The organism is Kaistella sp. CFF1-2 (assembly GCF_059509915.1).
The window spans coordinates 62,612-79,807 of sequence record NZ_JCAKLF010000001.1; the positions used below are offsets into that span (position 1 = coordinate 62,612).

10 protein-coding genes are annotated in these 17,196 nt (G+C 34.9%); 7 read left to right on the plus strand and 3 right to left on the minus strand.

Going from position 1 to position 17,196, the window contains the following annotated elements; all coding sequences use genetic code 11:
• Nucleotides 1–10: 10 nt before the first annotated feature.
• From AC5XHR_RS00305 to AC5XHR_RS00315, 3 genes are all read left to right on the plus strand, one after another.
• The gene (locus AC5XHR_RS00305) at nucleotides 11–2,431 is read left to right on the plus strand and encodes an ABC transporter permease (RefSeq protein ID WP_495948770.1); all 2,421 of its coding nucleotides are present in this window, start codon (nucleotides 11–13) and stop codon (nucleotides 2,429–2,431) included.
• Nucleotides 2,432–2,513: 82 nt separating this feature from the next.
• Complete coding sequence (locus AC5XHR_RS00310) at nucleotides 2,514–4,928, plus strand: FtsX-like permease family protein (protein WP_495948771.1); 2,415 nt, start codon at nucleotides 2,514–2,516, stop codon at nucleotides 4,926–4,928.
• Nucleotides 4,929–5,125: 197 nt separating this feature from the next.
• Nucleotides 5,126–6,418: a TolC family protein gene (locus AC5XHR_RS00315; protein WP_495948772.1), complete on the plus strand. Its 1,293-nt coding sequence runs from the start codon at nucleotides 5,126–5,128 to the stop codon at nucleotides 6,416–6,418.
• A gap of 2 nt (nucleotides 6,419–6,420) precedes the next feature.
• On the opposite strand, the gene AC5XHR_RS00320 is transcribed toward AC5XHR_RS00315, so the two are convergent.
• Entirely contained in the window at nucleotides 6,421–7,029 is a 609-nt protein-coding gene (locus AC5XHR_RS00320) for an alpha-ketoglutarate-dependent dioxygenase AlkB family protein (RefSeq protein ID WP_495948773.1), read from the minus strand.
• 327 nt (nucleotides 7,030–7,356) lie between these two features.
• Here AC5XHR_RS00320 and AC5XHR_RS00325 point away from each other — a divergent pair, with 327 nt between their 5' ends.
• From AC5XHR_RS00325 to AC5XHR_RS00340, 4 genes are all read left to right on the plus strand, one after another.
• Nucleotides 7,357–11,664: a S8 family serine peptidase gene (locus AC5XHR_RS00325; RefSeq protein ID WP_495948774.1), complete on the plus strand. Its 4,308-nt coding sequence runs from the start codon at nucleotides 7,357–7,359 to the stop codon at nucleotides 11,662–11,664.
• A gap of 246 nt (nucleotides 11,665–11,910) precedes the next feature.
• Nucleotides 11,911–12,042 carry a hypothetical protein gene (locus tag AC5XHR_RS00330; protein ID WP_495948775.1) on the plus strand — a complete coding sequence of 44 codons (132 nt, stop codon included), beginning with the start codon at nucleotides 11,911–11,913 and terminating at the stop codon, nucleotides 12,040–12,042.
• 134 nt (nucleotides 12,043–12,176) lie between these two features.
• A complete protein-coding gene (locus tag AC5XHR_RS00335) occupies nucleotides 12,177–12,560 on the plus strand; it encodes a GreA/GreB family elongation factor (RefSeq protein WP_495948776.1) in 384 nt (127 codons plus the stop codon).
• A 135-nt stretch (nucleotides 12,561–12,695) separates the two neighbouring features.
• On the plus strand, nucleotides 12,696–14,279 hold the full coding sequence (locus AC5XHR_RS00340) for a S8 family serine peptidase (RefSeq protein ID WP_495948777.1): 1,584 nt from the start codon (nucleotides 12,696–12,698) through the stop codon (nucleotides 14,277–14,279).
• A 105-nt stretch (nucleotides 14,280–14,384) separates the two neighbouring features.
• Here the strand turns inward: AC5XHR_RS00340 and AC5XHR_RS00345 are convergent, their stop codons facing one another.
• A complete protein-coding gene (locus AC5XHR_RS00345) occupies nucleotides 14,385–14,834 on the minus strand; it encodes a methylglyoxal synthase (protein WP_495948778.1) in 450 nt (149 codons plus the stop codon).
• Nucleotides 14,834–17,134, minus strand: coding sequence for a GH92 family glycosyl hydrolase (locus AC5XHR_RS00350; protein ID WP_495948779.1), 2,301 nt, complete (start codon nucleotides 17,132–17,134; stop codon nucleotides 14,834–14,836). Before AC5XHR_RS00350 ends, AC5XHR_RS00345 begins: the two co-directional genes overlap by 1 nt.
• Nucleotides 17,135–17,196 lie beyond the last annotated feature (62 nt).

A 17,196-nucleotide genomic window follows, 5' to 3' on the forward strand; every position in this document is an offset into this window, starting at 1 on the left:
CAGAAAAGTTATGTTTAAAAATTGGCTTAAAATAGCATTCATCAATTATAAAAAGAATTGGCTTTCCACCTGCATTAATTTGTTCGGTTTAACTATTGGTTTAACGGGATTTATTTTAATCCTAATGCATTGGAATGACGAAGAATCCTACGAAAAATGGAATCCTAAGAAGGATGATATTTATTCATTTCAGGCATATTTCGATGCGCAAAAAGGCTATGGAAGCACGATTTCGTATCCAATGGCGGAAGAAGCTTTAAAGCGAATTCCAGAAATCAGTCATTTCGCATTGCAAAACGGCGCTGGGTATTCAACAAAAATGATCGCCAATGGAAAATCCGTTTTTCAAGATGGTGGATTTCAAGTTTCAGAAGAGTTTTTCACTTTTTTTCCATTCAAGTTACTTTCTGGTAGTTATACAAACGCATTAAAAAATGAATCCTCAATTGCGCTGTCTGATAAAGCCGCAAAAAATCTTTTTGGACGAACCAATGTCGCTGGCGAATCTTTAACAATTAATGGTAAAAACTTTGTGGTAACGGCTGTTTATCAGCTTCCAAAAGAAAATACACAGATTAATCCTGATTATGTTGCTTTGGCGTATGACCAAATTAAAAATGATAAAGATCAATGGGGAAATTTCAATTACGGTTGTTTTTTCATGTTGAAAAAAGGTGCGGATCCTCGATTGGTAGAAGAAAAATTTAAAAATGAAGTTCTGAAACTACGAGCGCAACTTGGCGCTAAAGAAGCTGGAATTTCAGTAAAAGAGTACCAAGACAAATACGGTCCAAACGATGTTTTATTAACGCCTTTGGATAGAATGAAATTGCATGCGAAAGCGTCGTGGTTTGGTGCTCCAGATTTTAAAACAATTTTGATTTTGTTTGTATTGTCGGTACTTATCGTTGTTTTGTCCGCTATTAATTTTATCAATCTTAAAACCGCTCAAGCGTCTCAACGTGCGAAAGAAGTGGGCGTTAGAAAAGCGATTGGAAGTACAAAAGCGAGTTTGATTTTTCAGTTTTTATTAGAAACTTTTTTAATCTGTTTGGCGGCATTTATTTTTGCTTTAGGGCTTACAGAACTCGTTTTACCTTCATTTAATAAATATCTGGGAAAAGAATTGAAAATGACCGATCCAATGATTTTCATTTATTCTTTTGGAATGATGGCGTTGGTAAGTTTAATCGCCGGGATTATTCCAGCCTTGTACTTATCCAATTTTAAAGCGATAGAAACCTTAAAAGGAAATTTTGCAAGAAGCAAACACGGTTCTTGGCTGCGTAACGGGATTTTGACTTTACAATTAATCATTTCATCCTTTTTTATCATCGGTGGACTTATCGTCAATTCTCAAGTGAATTATATGATGAATAAAGACTTGGGCTTTAATGGAAACCAAATTTTATTAATCAATTTTAATGAATTTCCTGATAAACCTTGGTTAAAATATGAACGTCTGAAAACCGAAATGAAAAAAATACAAGGTGTTGAAGATATTTCATTCGGAGAAGTATTTCCAGGAAGTTATAACTACAGCAGCTCGAATATGGATTACATGAAGGAAAGTGTCCAAGTTCAGCATGGATCGATGGATTTTAATAACCTTCAATTTCTTGGAGTTAAATTATTGAAAGGTCGTTGGTTAAACCCAAATTTGGCTTCAGATACCATTACCAACATGATTGTGAATGAGGCTTTTGTACGAAAGTTTGGAATGACGGATCAGCAAGCTTTTGATCGTACTTTTCATCCAGGTTTCGATTATGAAGGGAATTACAAAATTGTTGGAATTGTAAAAGATTTCAATCTCCGAGGTTTAAAATCCGAGATTGAACCTGTTTCCTTCTTTCATTATAAAGAAACGCAATGGAAACGCTATAATGTCAACAATATTCAATTAAAATTAAGTGGAAACGACATTGATGGTACTTTGAATAGAATTAAAAAATATTGGACAACAGAAGTAGAGGTGGGTTATCCTTTTGATGATTACTATTTCATTGATAAACAGTTTGCAAAAACCTACTTAAAATATCAAAAGCAACGCACCTTATTTTCGGTATTAAATATTATGGTTTTAACGGTTGCTTTATTGGGGTTATTCGCTTTGTCATCGCTAATGATTGAACAAAAGTTAAAAGCAGTGGTCATCCGAAAAACCCTTGGTGCAAGCGATTCTCAGTTGATTATTGGGTTAACAAAACAGTTCTTAATCATCACTTTGGTTGCGGTTTTGGTGAGCATTCCGATTTCCTATTATTTTATGAATGAATGGTTGAAAGATTTCGCTTTCCGAATTGATATGCCTTGGTTTCCGTATGTGTTGAGTTTGGTTTTATTACTGATTTTGACATTTGTTGTTGTCAGCATCAAAGCCTATCAAGCAACCAAAGTAAACCTTGTTAAATACTTGAAATACGAGTAATCAATTATCAATTACCATTAACCATTAACCATTAACCATTAACCATTAACCATTAACCATTAACCATTAACAATTAAGAGTTATGTTTAAAAATTGGCTTAAAATAGCATTCATCAACTATAAAAAGAATTGGCTTTCCACGATAATCAATGTATTTGGGTTGAGCCTTGGTTTGTGTATTTTCTTGTTGGTATTTATCAATTGGCAAGACGAAAAATCCTATGAACAATGGATTCCGAATAAAGAAAACATCTATTTGGTGGAAAATTCGGGGAAGATGTTTGGTACCATGTCCGTTTCTAGTTTTCCCGAATTGTCTGTAACTACCCAGAAATACGATGAAATTGAAGACTACACCATTTTAAATGATTGGGGGAAAATTAAAATTTCTTCCGAAGGAAAATCGGTGTATGTAAGATCGGGAATGAGTGTGAGTTCTATTTTTTCCTTTTTGGCTATTGAAAAAATTGCGGGTGATCTCACTCATGCCTTGGACAATGAAACCCAAATTGCACTTTCCGAACAAATTGCAAAGCAACTTTTTGGTGACGAATATTTGAAATCTTTAGGGAAATCCATTAAAAAAGATGATGATGGAAAAGTGTTTACCGTAAGTGCGATTTATAAAATGCCCAATGAAAAAACAGTTTTTCATCCTGAATTTTTAATCAGAATGCCAGGTTTGAAGGAAGCCAATCAGTGGACGAATTATAGTTACACAGGCTTTTTTAGGCTGAAACCTGGGACAGATCCTAAAATTGTGGAGGATAAAATAACCAAAGATATGCTGCGTGAAGATGCAATAACAGCCAAAAAATGGGGTTATGAAGCCGATAATAGTTTGAAAGTTATTTTGACACGAATTGATAAAATGAGATTGGACGCAGCTGGATTTGGAGTAGAAAAAGGCGACAAAAAATCCATCCTAATTATGCTTGGACTTTCCGTTTTGATTTTGATTTTATCCGCGATTAATCTGGTTAACTTAAAAACAGCACAAGCAGCGCAAAGAGCGAAAGAAGTAGGTGTTAGAAAGGCTTTAGGAACTTCAAAAGGAAAATTGGTTTTTCAATTTTGGTTAGAAACCTTCGTTATTTGTTTGGTGGCTTATTTTATCGCTTTTTGCATGATCGAGTTGCTGTTGCCGAAGTTCAATACATTTTTAAACAAAGAAATTAAGTTAGACGATTACAGAATATTTCACTTATCAGGATTGTTTTTATTTGTTTTTTCCTTGTTTGCTGGGATTTTGCCAGCCTTGTATTTGTCCAATTTTAAACCCATTAATACGCTTAAAGGAAATTTTGCGAGAAGCAAAAGTGGTGTTTGGTTGCGAAATTCAATTTTGACTATTCAATTAATTATTTCTTCATTCTTTATTATTTGTTCCATTATCATTCATTCTCAGGTGAAACACATGATGAATAAAGAGTTAGGCTTTAAAGGTGATCAAGTGCTTTCGGTGCAATTTAAAAAGCAAAATCGTCAAGAAAAAGACTTCAATCTCAAAAAATATCTGCGAACGAAAGACGAACTTAAAAGAATTGCTGGCGTTGTGGATGTTACAGGATCGATTTCTGAAATTGGAATTGGTGTGAGAAATACGTCGATTACAAAATATGCGGCTGATACAACAAAAATGTTGGAAAATGTGATGGTTGGTGGAATTGATGAAAATTATTTTAATTTCTATAAAATAAAAATGGCTTCTGGGCGCGATTTAGATTGGAAAAAAGCTTCTGATACCATTAATGGAGCGGTTGTAAACGAAACTTTCATTAAAAAAATGGGTTGGAATGATCAACAAGCCTTAGGAAAAGAACTGAAAACAGGTTGGGAAGAAAATAAAAATTATAAAATTATTGGCGTTGTCAAGGATTTTTACATTAATGGCGTCAATGAACCAGTTACACCGGCGGTTTTCTTTAATTACAATAGAAATTGGGCGAAAAATCAAATGTATGGCGTTCAAATCAAGCTTTCTAAAAATGATATTGATGGAACGATTACTAGAATTCGTGATTTTTGGATGAAAGAAGTGGATGAAGGTTATCCGTTTGACTATTCATTTGTAGATAAGAATTTCCAAAAAACTTTTCAAAAATTCGAAAACCAAAAAACCTTATTTTCAGTCCTAAATATCGTTGTTTTGGCGGTTGCTTTATTGGGGTTGTTCTCCTTATCATCTTTGTTAATCGAGCAAAAATTAAAAGATGTTGCTATTAAGAAAACGCTTGGTGCAGATGAAAAAACAATCGTTTGGGATTTAACAAAAAAGTTTTTAATCATCACGGTTATAGCAGTTATTTTGAGTTTTCCTTTGGGATATTACGCCATGAACGAATGGTTGAAAGATTTCGCGTATCGAATCGACATGCCGTGGTTTCCTTACGTTTTGAGTTTGATTCTTTTGCTCTTATTAACCTTTGCTGTTGTGAGTATCAAAGCCATCAAAGCAACAAAACTTAACCTTGTTAAATTCTTGAAATACGAATAAATAGAATTGTTAATTGATAATTATGAATTATCATTTTAAGGAAAAAGAAATCTAGTAAATTAAATAATTCGTCAGTTCGAGTAGATTTTGGAGAAATCGTATCGAGAACTTTTTAATTACTAATAAGGACGAAGCTTCTCGAAACAATATTATTTAAATTTTTACTTGAAGTGATGAAATAATTAACAAAAATAAAAATGAAAAAATATTCATTCCTACTAATTTTACTTGTTAACCTTTTTTCTGCACAAGAAAATTGGACTTTGCAGCAATGTCTGGATTACGCCCAAAAAACGAATCCAGACGTGCGACAAGGGCTTTTAGAAGTCAACAAAAACATCCGTGAGAAAAACATGGCGACTGGGAAATTATTGCCTTCGGTTAACGCAAACATCGGTCACAGCTACAGTTTTGGATCGACCATTAATCCCAGCAACAATGCGAGGGAAGCGCTGAATGTTCAATACGATCAATTTTCGGCGCAAGCAAATGTTGATTTATTCAATTGGCGAAATTATTTGAATATCGGTTTGTCAAAACTCAATAAAGAAAGCTCAGAATACCGTTCGCAAAGCATTTTGAATGATGTAAAATTGAATATTATCAATCTGTTTTTTCAGTATCAAAAAAGCAAATCTTGGTTGGAAGTTCTAGAACCGCAAGTTGCGGGGATGAAAGAGCAAATCACAAGAACGGAAAAAGAAGTGGAAATCGGAAGTCGTGCAAAAAGCGATGTTTACGATATTAAAGCCAATTTTGGAACGATTCAAGAACAGTGGATTTCGGCGCAGAACGATGTCAATATTTCAAAAATAAATCTCCTTTCGGCGTTAAATATCAATCAAGATTCCATCAATTTTGTGATGAATGGAAGCGAAGCCGAAGCTTTTCCTTTTATTTCAAAGGAGAATTTAATTGAAGAATTGGTGAAGAAAAATCCAGTTTATGCTGAAACGCAAAAGAATATTGAAATCGCTAATCAACGTTTAAAAATTGCCAAATCTGGTTATTTACCATCGATTTCAGGGCAATATCAATGGTCAACGTTTTATTCTAAAGTTTTGAATTCAGGAAATGTTGCTCCCAATTTTTCCGATCAATTTTCGCAAAATAAAAATCAACAAGTGTATTTAGGATTGAATATTCCAATTTTTCAGCAATTTCAAGTAAAAAATAATGTTGAAATCTCAAAATTAGATAAACTCAACACCGAATACGACAATCAAAAAAAGATAACCGAACTTTATAAAACATTGAATATCATTGCGGAACAATATGCCAACGCGACTGAAAAGAATCGACTTCTCAACGAGAATTTTGAAAATCAAAAGTTGTCTTTTGAACGTTCCGAAGAAAAATACCGTGAAGGTTTAATTGATGCGTATAACTTTTTCGTAGTTCGAAATAATTGGTTACAAGCGAATTACAATCTTATCAATAGCAAATTTGAAGTCATTCAACAGACCGAATTGTTGAAGGTTTTTGAATAATGTTATCGAACAATTGTTCGGAAAGTAAGATTTATTCGAGGAGTATTAATTTTTTTAGTTGGAGGAAGGCGATGCAGCCAATGAGATTGCGTCGTGCCTTTCATAATTAACAAGCTTCCATGTTCAAGATGGATTTCAACTTTCTCCTTGGTTTGCTTATGCTTAAATGCAAATTTTCGTTCGGCACCAAAGCTTAGAGAAGCAATGGCACCATTTTTTTTAAGATCGGTTTCGCCGTCGCTGTGCCACGCCATTCCTTCGTCGCCTGTATGATATAAATTGAGCAGACAAGAATTGTACGTTTCACCGCTTTGTTCTTCGACAAGCTTTTTTAAAATTAATAGATTTTCCGTCCAAGGAAGCGCCATTTTGGTGACTTTAGAATAGGTATATTCAAAGGGCAAATCACCGTACCAAGCAACTTTTCGTTTGGTGAGAATCCGTTTTCCGAAAATTAGAGCTTCGTCATTTCGCCATTCAATTTCCTGAAATAACGATTCATAAAAGCGCGTTGCTTCTTCAATAGAGAGTATTTTACCATGGTAATTTACTTCGCCATCTTTTGGAAGCCAATTTCGGGAAGGTTCTTCTAAAAATTCAAATAAACTCATTCTGCATTTTCGTAAATCAAAGTTCGGAAAATTTAAAAATAATATTACTAGTTTTTTCTACAAATCTTTAATTTAAACCAGGTTGTATGCGAAGCATAATTTATTAGTAATGAATTTATTATCTAGTATTTAGATATGAAATTCTTAATTGCGATAATTCAATTATTGGGATAAAATTTCTAATTTTTATAGACAATACATAACATTATTACTAATAATTTGATAATTTATCATATCTTAGGCCGGAATTATTAAATGTTATTTATGAAGAAAAATTACTTTAAAGCATCATCAAAGCTTTTTTTGACGGCAGGTTTTTTTGCCTTATTGTCAATTTCTGCGAATGCACAAACAGCATCTGATGCAAAAATTCTGAAAAGTAAAACCAATGATGCAATCTTGTCTAAAGCTCAGGCAGTAGCTCAAAAATTGGTAGTATCAGAAGCTACGCTGAAGAAATTTGCGAAAGAAAAAGATGTTCCTTTTAGATTTGAGGCCAAAGATGGACGGATTATGCAACTTGCCGCAATTGATGGAAGTGGAAATCCAATTTACCTAATTACTGACAACGAGAAAGCTGCAATTACTTCTGGGGTAAACCTATTACAGTTTGGTGGCGCAAGCGGCTATGATCTATCTGGAAAAGATGTGAAAATTGTTGAATGGGATGGAGGTAGAGTTCGTGCTACGCATCAGGAATTAGTTGGGAAAATCATTGTTGGTACAGATACAGGTTCAATTGTAACTACCTTAAGTGACCATTCTACACACGTAGCAGGGACTATTCTTGCAACAGGAATCAACACTAAGGCCAAAGGAATGGCACCTGATTCTAAGATTGTTTCATATGATTTTAATGATAATTTTAATGAACTAAGCGCTTCTCTAGCTAAGCAAGAAGGAATACTATCAACACATTCTTACGGTTATAATGCTGGGTGGACTTTAAATTCTGCAGGAACAGCGTGGACATGGAGTGGTAACACCAGTGTAAGTCCAACAATTGATTATCGTTTTGGATATTATTCGGAATATGATGCTGCAACCGATGTTTCTTTATTGGCTGCTCCATGGCATACTTTAGTGAGATCTGCAGGAAACCATAGAGGAGATGGACCAAGTAACGCAGGTACAACTGCAGAGCCAAGAGAAAAAGATGGAGGTGCAACGGGATATGATTGTGTATCTTTTGGTAGTTTACCCAAAAATGCTATTATAGTAGGTGCCGTAAATCCTGTTTTGGATTATCAAGGACCTCAAAGTGTTACGATGACTGCATTTAGTTCTTGGGGACCAACAGATGATGGAAGGATTGTACCAACAGTAGTTGCGGATGGAGCAGGTGTCTATTCTGCATTTAGTTCAGGTGATAGTGCATACGGAACCATGAGTGGGACATCAATGGCAACACCAGCTACTACAGGTGCTTTAACTTTAGTTCAAGAGTTTGCTAAAAAGAAAACTGGGAATTACTTTACATCGCCTTTAATTAAAAGTATCATTACAAATACTGCGAAAGAAGCTGGAAATTTAGGACCAGATTATATTTATGGATTTGGATTAATTGATGCAAAAGCATCAGTTGATTTAATTGAAAACAAAGGAGGTATTTCTGATTATCAAGAAGGGGTACTTAAAAATGGTGAAACAGTAACGTTAACTTTTAATGTTAAAGCAGGAAAACCATTTAAAGCAACCCTAGCTTGGTTGGATAAGCCAGGTGTTCCTAAAGCAAATATTTCGTCGTCGGCCCCTAAAGATCCAACATTTCTTAATGATAGAACTCCGAAGCTTGTTGATGATTTAGATTTACGAGTTGAACAAAATGGAACAGTATTTTTACCTTACATTTTAGATCCAGCAAATCCAGCAAATGTTGCAACTACTGGTGATAATGTAGTTGATAATATTGAACAGATTTATATTGAAAATCCTCAAACAGGTACAGTAACATTATCTTTTACCCACAAAGGAACTCTAACTGATGATGTTTATTACGGTCTTAGCGTTACAGGAATGCCTGCCGATACAGATTTAGAGGTGAGTAATATTGAGCCAAATGTTGCTAAAGAAGAAATAGGCATGGCTACACCAGTAAAAGTTATTGTTAAAAATAATGGAGTACAAGACTTTACAAGTCCAATTAATGTGATTCTTACTGTAAAAGATCAGAGTGGTGCTGTTGTGTCAGAATCCACCCAACCAGTTGCTAATATTGCTGGTGGTCAAACAGCAGATGTGTTGTTTACGGCAGATTTTCCAAAACTTTTTGCTGACTATGTTGTAGGAGCAAGGGTGGTGGCATCGGGAGATTTAGTTTCTACAAATAATTATATGCAACGATCCATTGTGCCTATCAAAGCAGATTTGAGAGAAGGGAACTCTACAATGCTTGAGAATTTTGATACAACATTTGAACGAGATGGTTGGAAGGTTGTAGACGCTAATAATGATTCATATGTATGGGGATTAACGGCAGATGCTACTTTTAATAGAGATGGTTCGCAAGTGGCATACAGTTCTCAAAATAATGTTGCGTCTGTTAATGACTGGTTATTATCAAACCCTGTGGTACTAAAAGCTGGATCTAGATACAAAGTAAGTTATTATGTAAAAAGAAATTCAGCCAATGTGAATCGTGGAGAGATTTTAGAAACATTTGTAGGAAATTCGCAAGCTGTTTCCTCTATGACTACTTCACTAAATCTAAATACATTACTGCAAACAGATCCTATTGCTTGGGCTAAGAAAGAATTTGAATTTACCGCAACGGCAGATGGAGTTCAGTATTTTGGTATTCAGCATAGAACTCAAGCCGGAAAAACTAGTTGGGCAGCTGCAATAGATGATTTTACAGTATCTAATTTAGAAGCGGGAATTCCTAATGTGGATATTTCGTACACTATTTCTGATGGGTCTAATGTTATTTCAACTTATACGGATGTACAATTAAACACATCACATACAATAAGTCCTGCGGTAACTGCTTGGAACTGGTCATTTACTCCAAACACGGTAACTTTTGTTAATGGAACTTCAGCTACAAGTGAGAAACCTCAAGTACGATTCAATACTAAAGGAAAATATTCAGTAAAACTAAATATGACTAATGCTTTAGGAAGTGGTGAAAACACGAAAGAAGATTTTTTTAATGTTGTTGATGCTTCGTTTAGTAATCAGTTCTCAATTGATAGAGGTTATGTTTATCCAGGAGAAAATGTTCAATTTAGTAACCTTAGTTCAGGATATCCTATTCCATATCAATTTGAATGGACCATTACTCCAAATACTCCTGGTGCTTTTGAATTTTTACAGAATACATCTCTTACTTCTGAGCATTTGAATGTTAAATTTATTAAAGGAGGAAATTATACGGTTTCATTAAAAACAAAATCAGCTTTTGGTGAAAATACAGTTTCCAAACCGAATATTGTCAATGTTTTTGCCAACACAAATGCACCTAAAGCAGTTTCAGCAACTAATAATGGAGGTTCTGTTTCTCTTACTTGGGCAGCGCCAGACGCAGGAACACCTTATGCTTATATTAATGAAATGTTTACTGCAACAACATTCCCTCCAACTGGATGGCAAGTTATAGATGCTAATAAAGATGCAAATACCTGGAGAAGAGCTAATTTTGTTGTTGGAGGACCAACAGCGGCTGTATATTCATACAATACAACTACGCAAACAGGTGTACAAACGGATGATTATTTAGTAACGCCAATGCTTACTTTACCATCAACTTATTCAGAATTAGTTTTTGATTCACCAGCTTATGACCCAGATTTCTTAGATAATCTAAAAATTTATTATGTAAAAGTTGCAAACAATACAGCATTAACAGCAGCTCAAGTACAAGCAGGAACTTTAGTTTATGATGGTGTGACAGTAAAAAATGACAGTAGCTTTAATAAAGTAGATTTAGCTTCTGTACAGGATGGTACACCATTTAGATTAGCATTTTACAGTAATAATAATGACCAATATGTTCTAACATTAGACAATATTAGAATAAGTACTCCTGGGTTTATTACTAATGCAGCTTCCTCATCACAAGTATCCACAGAGAATAAAAATTCAATTACTTTAGAAGAGCGTAATGACTATGGAGATGTTAGTACGAATGCGACAGTTAAGCCGACATGGCCGCAAATTACTACAGGACCATCTAATACAATCAGTTCTTACGAAGTACAAAGAGACGGAAGCACAATTACGACACTAGATTCATCGGACATGGTTTATGTTGATAATTCAATTGTAACACCTGGTAATTATTGCTATGACGTTGTTGCGGTATATAATGGAGTAAACAAATCAACTCCTTCTACACCTGCATGTGTACAAGTAGATACAGTTCTTAGTACAGTAGATATGAAGAAGTTTGGTAACGTAGCTGCATTCCCGAATCCAGTGGTTGATAAAGTGAAAGTGAAATTCGCTCAATCTTTCTCTGGAAAGGCAGATGTAGAAATCTACAGTGCGGATGGAAAAAAAGTATCGCAAGTTTCATTAACTGAACGTGAACTAGCTGATCAAGGAACTGACATGTCAAAACTTTCTTCAGGAATGTATGTATTAATTGTTAAAACTAACGGTAAATCATACTCAACGAAAGTAATTAAGAAATAAATTTTAGTTTTATTTTTAACTAAGCCCTCATTATTTTGAGGGCTTTTTTATTATCATTTCCTCAATTTTTTACGGTTAAATTAGAGAAAGGCTAAACTTTCCTTGTTTTCCTTTAAGGAAAGCTACTTTTTGTGAGTTAAAATTCCATTTAATGGAAAGTTTTAAAATATAAACAACTGATTTTCAGTACTTTTTATTTGGTTTTATGCATTATATTGGTTATGTTTGTCATTCAAATACGAAAAAATGCGACATTATTTTGATGGCTTATCACCCAACGATTCTCCAAAGGCTCTGCTTTCTGGGAATCTGTCGTATTTGTTAGATGACATCTTTCTTCAAGATTCCAAAGAGTTTATCTCAATCGCCCTGCTTTAAGTTGTAGCGGGGATATTTCAAAAACAATTTTCAATTCATACGATTTCTCAAGAATAGGTGATGGCTTTGTGCTATCGCAAATTTCTTGCGAAGTCTCAAATCAAGCGATATACATAACATTAAAATTTTATAAAATGGAAGATCAAATTATTGTAACAACAGGTATTTACGACGTTATTAAAGATCATTTAAGAAGAAAAAGAACGACGATTCAGGAAGAAGAAATTCTTTTAAATCAATTGAAAAATGCAAAACAAGTTCTAAGAAAAGAGCTTCCTGAGGATATTGTAACTGTAAACAGAAAAGTGTTGATTAAGGATCATGCGACGAATGAAGAAGAAGAATATATTTTCGTTTCTACAAATCGTGCAAAACCTAAGAAAAACAAATATTCTATCCTTTCAAATATGGCACTTGCTACTGTAGGAATGCCAGTAGGTTCTGTTATTGAATGGCCATTCCCAGAAGGAGAAAAGAAAATTGAAATTCTGAAAGTTGAGCCTTTCGAACAGCTTTAAAATACTAATCCCGAATTTGATTCGGGATTTTTTTATTTCTAATATCAATTGAGAATTGAACTGTAATGGATAAATTCTATGAAATCTGTAACATTTTCTATAAAAATGCGACTTATGGCGCAAAGATTTTAGTTTATGAAAAGAATAGTATTTAGTTTGGCTTTGTTAGCTTCTGTAGCTAATTTTCAAGCACAAAATAAAGTTGAAGTTAAAACCGATTCTACGTTCTTGAAAAACTGGATGCATTCTGATTTTGAAGCAACCGGTGTTTATGGGGTAAATACCTTAAAAGCGAAAGAATTTTTAAAAGAACACAACAGAAAACCGAATAATATTGTTGTCGGCGTTTTGGATAGCGGTGTGGAGTATTTCCACGAAGATCTGAAAAACGTAATGTGGGTAAATCCTAAAGAAAAAGGAGATGACAAGAAAGACAATGATAAAAATGGTTTCGTTGATGATATCCACGGTTGGAATTTCGTTACAGACAAAAACGGAAATAACTATTCAGAAGATTCGTATGAATTAACACGTCAGTTTGCAAAACTTCATCGATTTTTTGAGACTTCTTCTAAATCGAGCAATCCAAAAGAATATCAGCGTTATTTAACGCTTGCCAATGAGTTTTATCCTACAAGATCAAAGTTTGAATTGAATAAAGCCGTTGCTCAATCTCGTTTGGATTATATGACGCCACGTTTAAATGCGTTAAATTCTGTTGCAGGTGATGTCGTTGCTTCAAAAGCGGCTTTGGCAGCATTGAATACTGACAATGCGATGGCATTAGAAGGTTTGCAGATTTTCAATGATATGAATGAAAAGGACTATCAAGGAAAGAAAGTTTCGCAAGTAACAAAAACGTATTTGAGTAGATTAGAAGCTCAAATTAAAGGAGCTGAAAATTCATTGAAATATAGTTATAACGTTGATTACAATCCACAAGAAGGAATTGGTAAAAAATACGGAAATAATGATGTGAATGGATTGGCTTCTTTCCACGGAACACACGTTTCTGGTATTATCGCTGCCGAATGGGATAATGGAAAAGGAATGATGGGAACTGGTGGAGGTTCTAACGTTAAAATTATGGGAGTACGTGTTGTTCCTGATGGAGATGAGCGTGACCAAGATGTTGCTAATGGAATCCGTTATGCGGTTGACAATGGAGCGAAAATCTTGAATATGTCTTTCGGGAAATTGGTAGATGATAATTCACCATTGGTGATGGATGCCTTCAAATATGCAGAATCTAAAAATGTGTTAATCGTAAAAGCGGCTGGAAACAACAATTTAGATGTTGACCAAACCACGTTGTATCCCTTGACTTTAGTTAATGGAAAGCAATACAGTCCAACAACGATTACTGTTGGAGCTAATACCAGAAAATCAGATAATTTAAGAGCTCGATTCTCGAATTATGGGAAAGCTGCAGTAGATGTTTTTGGGCCAGGAACTGAAATTTATTCAACAGCTCCGGGAACAACGAAATATCAGTTTGCACAAGGAACATCTATGGCATCGCCTGCTGTGGCGGGAGTTGCTGCGTTAGTTTGGTCGCATTATCCAAAGCTAAAGGCAAAAGATATCAAACAAATTTTGATTGAAACGGTAAACAAAAACGATCAGTTAAAAGATTTTGCGGTTTCTGGTGGCGTAGTAGATTCGTACAAAGCGGTTCAAAAAGCTGAAGAAATCTACAAGCAAAGAAAATTAAAATAGGAACTAATTTGTATTTGTTATAGCGTTTTTTAAACGCAAAATTTGAGAATCAGATTCAGAATATTGGTTTTAGCCAATTTCAAAAGAATCTGATTCTCAATTTTTTTATTTATCAATTTTTCGATTTAAATATTCGGAGTAATCTGTACTTTCTTTCGAGTAATCAATGTCCATCAAAGGCGAAGAAATTACGAAATCTGCAGTGGAAGGATCACTAGCAATCACAATATTCCAAACCACACATAAACGTAAAAAAGCCTTAACGTCGGAATCATGAGGTTGCGCTTCCATTGGATCCCAAAAGAAAATCACGACATCAATTTTACCTTCGGCTATTAATGCTCCCAATTGCTGGTCGCCTCCTAAAGGCCCGCTCATCACGCGTTTTACTTCAACACCAATTTCATTTTCAATGAGTTTTCCCGTTGTTCCCGTTGCAATTAATTGATGCTGAGAAAGTATGGCCTTATGCTTTTTCACCCATCGTAAAAGCTCGTCTTTCTTGTGATCGTGAGCGACTAAAGCAATGGTTTTTAATTTTGGAATGATGTTCATTAGAGTTTTTTATTTGGTTTAGGTCCCATAACGAAAACTAATTTTCCACCATTCATAATTTCTTGATGCTTCAATGTAAATTGATTTAATGGTTTTCCATTCAATTCCATTTTTTGAATGTAGATGTTTTTATCGCTTTGATTTTTCGCTTCAATATTGAAGGTTTTTCCATTTTCTAAATGCAATTCTGCGGTTTTTACCAACGGACTTCCAATCGAATAGTCATCGGAACCAGGAGCAACAGGGTAAAAGCCTAAACTAGAGAAAATGTACCAAGCACTCATTTGGCCACAATCATCATTTCCACCCAATCCATCAGGCCTTGCTTGGTACTGCATTTTCAAAATTTTACGAATAATTTCCTGCGTTTTCCAAGGTTGTCCAGCAAAATTATACAAATACGGAACGTGATGTGCCGGCTCATTTCCATGAACATAACCGCCAATAATTCCTTCTCGGGTGATGTCTTCTGTGTTGGCAAAAAACTCGTCTGGAAGATGCATCGTAAACAATTCATCTAGTTTTTTTGAGAAGGTTTCTTTTCCGCCCATCGTTTCGATTAAATCTTTAGGCTGATGTGGAACAAAAAAGGAATAATTCCACGTATTTCCTTCGATAAAGCCTTGTCCATGCGTGTCTAAAGGATCAAATTCTTTTTTGAATTCACCATTGGCAAATCGTGGACGCATAAATCCTATATTCGAATCGTAGACATTTTTCCAATGCGATGCACGTTTCATGTATTCGTTATAAATGGCTGTTTTACCAAGTTTTTGAGCAATTTGAGCAATCGCCCAATCGTCATACGCATACTCTAACGTGTTAGAAACCGAAGTTCCATTTTTGTCAGCCGGAACATAACCTTTGTCTATATATTCGCCAATTCCTTCATACATACGTTTGTTGGACGTTTCGATACACGCTTTTAACGCTTCTTCAGGATTTCCCGTATAAACCCCTTTAATAATGGCATCGGCAACAACAGAAACCGAGTGATAACCGCTCATACACCAGTTTTCATTGGCATAATGCGACCAAATCGGGAGCATTTTCATCGAGAATTGATTGTAATGCGCCATCATCGAACGCACCATGTTGTTATTTCGTTTGGGTTGAATAATATTGAAAAAAGGATGCAGCGCACGATAGGTGTCCCAAAGGGAAAATGTCGTGTAATTGGTGAAATCTTTGGCTTGATGAATGTTTTGATCTAAACCTTTATACTCGCCATTTCCGTCCATATAAACAGTTGGACTTATAAAGGAATGATACATCGCTGTATAAAAATTGGTTTTGTCTTCTTCGGAAGCCGTGATTTGAATTTTATTGAGTTCCGAATTCCATTGGTTGTACGCATTTTTACGAACTTCATTAAAATCCCAATTCGGAGTTTCATTTTTTAAATTTGCTTCTGCATTGGCTTGTGAAACGGGAGAAATAGCAAACTTGATTTGAATTTTTTCTTGTTCTTGGGTATCAAAATCAAAGTGCATTCTGATTTTTCGACCTGCGATTTCAGGGAAGTTTTCGTTTTGATTAAACTTTCGCCAAAAGCCTTTATAAACCTGGTTGGTTTCAAAATTCTTTTGTCCGTAAGATTTAAATGGCTTTGAAAACTCCATGGCAAAATAAACAGTTCTTGTTCTAGCCCAACCTGAAGTTTGCCGGTATCCGGTTATTAATCGATCGTTAACAACACGAACGTAGGTCCAAACATTTTTATCATCATAATTATAAATTCCAGCCATCAAATCCAAAATAACATGGGCATCATTCGATTTTGGAAAAGTGTATTGATGAAAACCAACTCTTGAGGTCGCTGTAAGTTCAGCAAGAACGTTGGGTTCATCCAATTTTACTCTGTAATAACCAGCTTCAGCATGTTCATTTTGATGGGAAAACTTTGATCGAAACCCTTTTTCTGGATTCTGAGCCGTTCCCGGATTCATTTGCAGTTTTCCAACGGTTGGCATGATGAGAAAATCTCCAAGATCAGAATGTCCAGTCCCACTAAAATGGGTATGGCTAAAACCAACAATCGTTTTATCTTCATAGCGATATCCAGCGCAATATTTGTACACATCAGGATTGTATTTTCCATTCAGTTCGTACGAAAGCGAATCGGTTTCTGGACTCAATTGCACCGATCCAAACGGAACGGTCGCTCCCGGATAGGTGTGGCCCATTTTTTCTGTTCCAATAAAAGGATTCACGTATTTGGCTAGGTCTTTTTTTTGTTGGGCAACTATACTACAACTCATTGCGATGGTTACTATACTTAGGAGATTTTTAATCTTCATTGAATTAATTTTAAAGCAATTTATAAAAATATTTCGCTTCATTACTTCACTTTTCTGATTAG

What these genes read in the sequence shown, in the direction of transcription:
- AC5XHR_RS00310 (WP_495948771.1), top strand. Translation starts at nt 2,514, where the DNA reads ATGTTTAAAAATTGGCTTAAAATAGCATTCATCAACTATAAAAAGAAT.
- AC5XHR_RS00350 (WP_495948779.1), bottom strand. Translation starts at nt 17,134, where the DNA reads ATGAAGATTAAAAATCTCCTAAGTATAGTAACCATCGCAATGAGTTGT.
- AC5XHR_RS00335 (WP_495948776.1), top strand. Translation starts at nt 12,177, where the DNA reads ATGGAAGATCAAATTATTGTAACAACAGGTATTTACGACGTTATTAAA.
- AC5XHR_RS00330 (WP_495948775.1), top strand. Translation starts at nt 11,911, where the DNA reads ATGCGACATTATTTTGATGGCTTATCACCCAACGATTCTCCAAAGGCT.
- AC5XHR_RS00315 (WP_495948772.1), top strand. Translation starts at nt 5,126, where the DNA reads ATGAAAAAATATTCATTCCTACTAATTTTACTTGTTAACCTTTTTTCT.
- AC5XHR_RS00320 (WP_495948773.1), bottom strand. Translation starts at nt 7,029, where the DNA reads ATGAGTTTATTTGAATTTTTAGAAGAACCTTCCCGAAATTGGCTTCCA.
- AC5XHR_RS00340 (WP_495948777.1), top strand. Translation starts at nt 12,696, where the DNA reads ATGAAAAGAATAGTATTTAGTTTGGCTTTGTTAGCTTCTGTAGCTAAT.
- AC5XHR_RS00345 (WP_495948778.1), bottom strand. Translation starts at nt 14,834, where the DNA reads ATGAACATCATTCCAAAATTAAAAACCATTGCTTTAGTCGCTCACGAT.
- AC5XHR_RS00305 (WP_495948770.1), top strand. Translation starts at nt 11, where the DNA reads ATGTTTAAAAATTGGCTTAAAATAGCATTCATCAATTATAAAAAGAAT.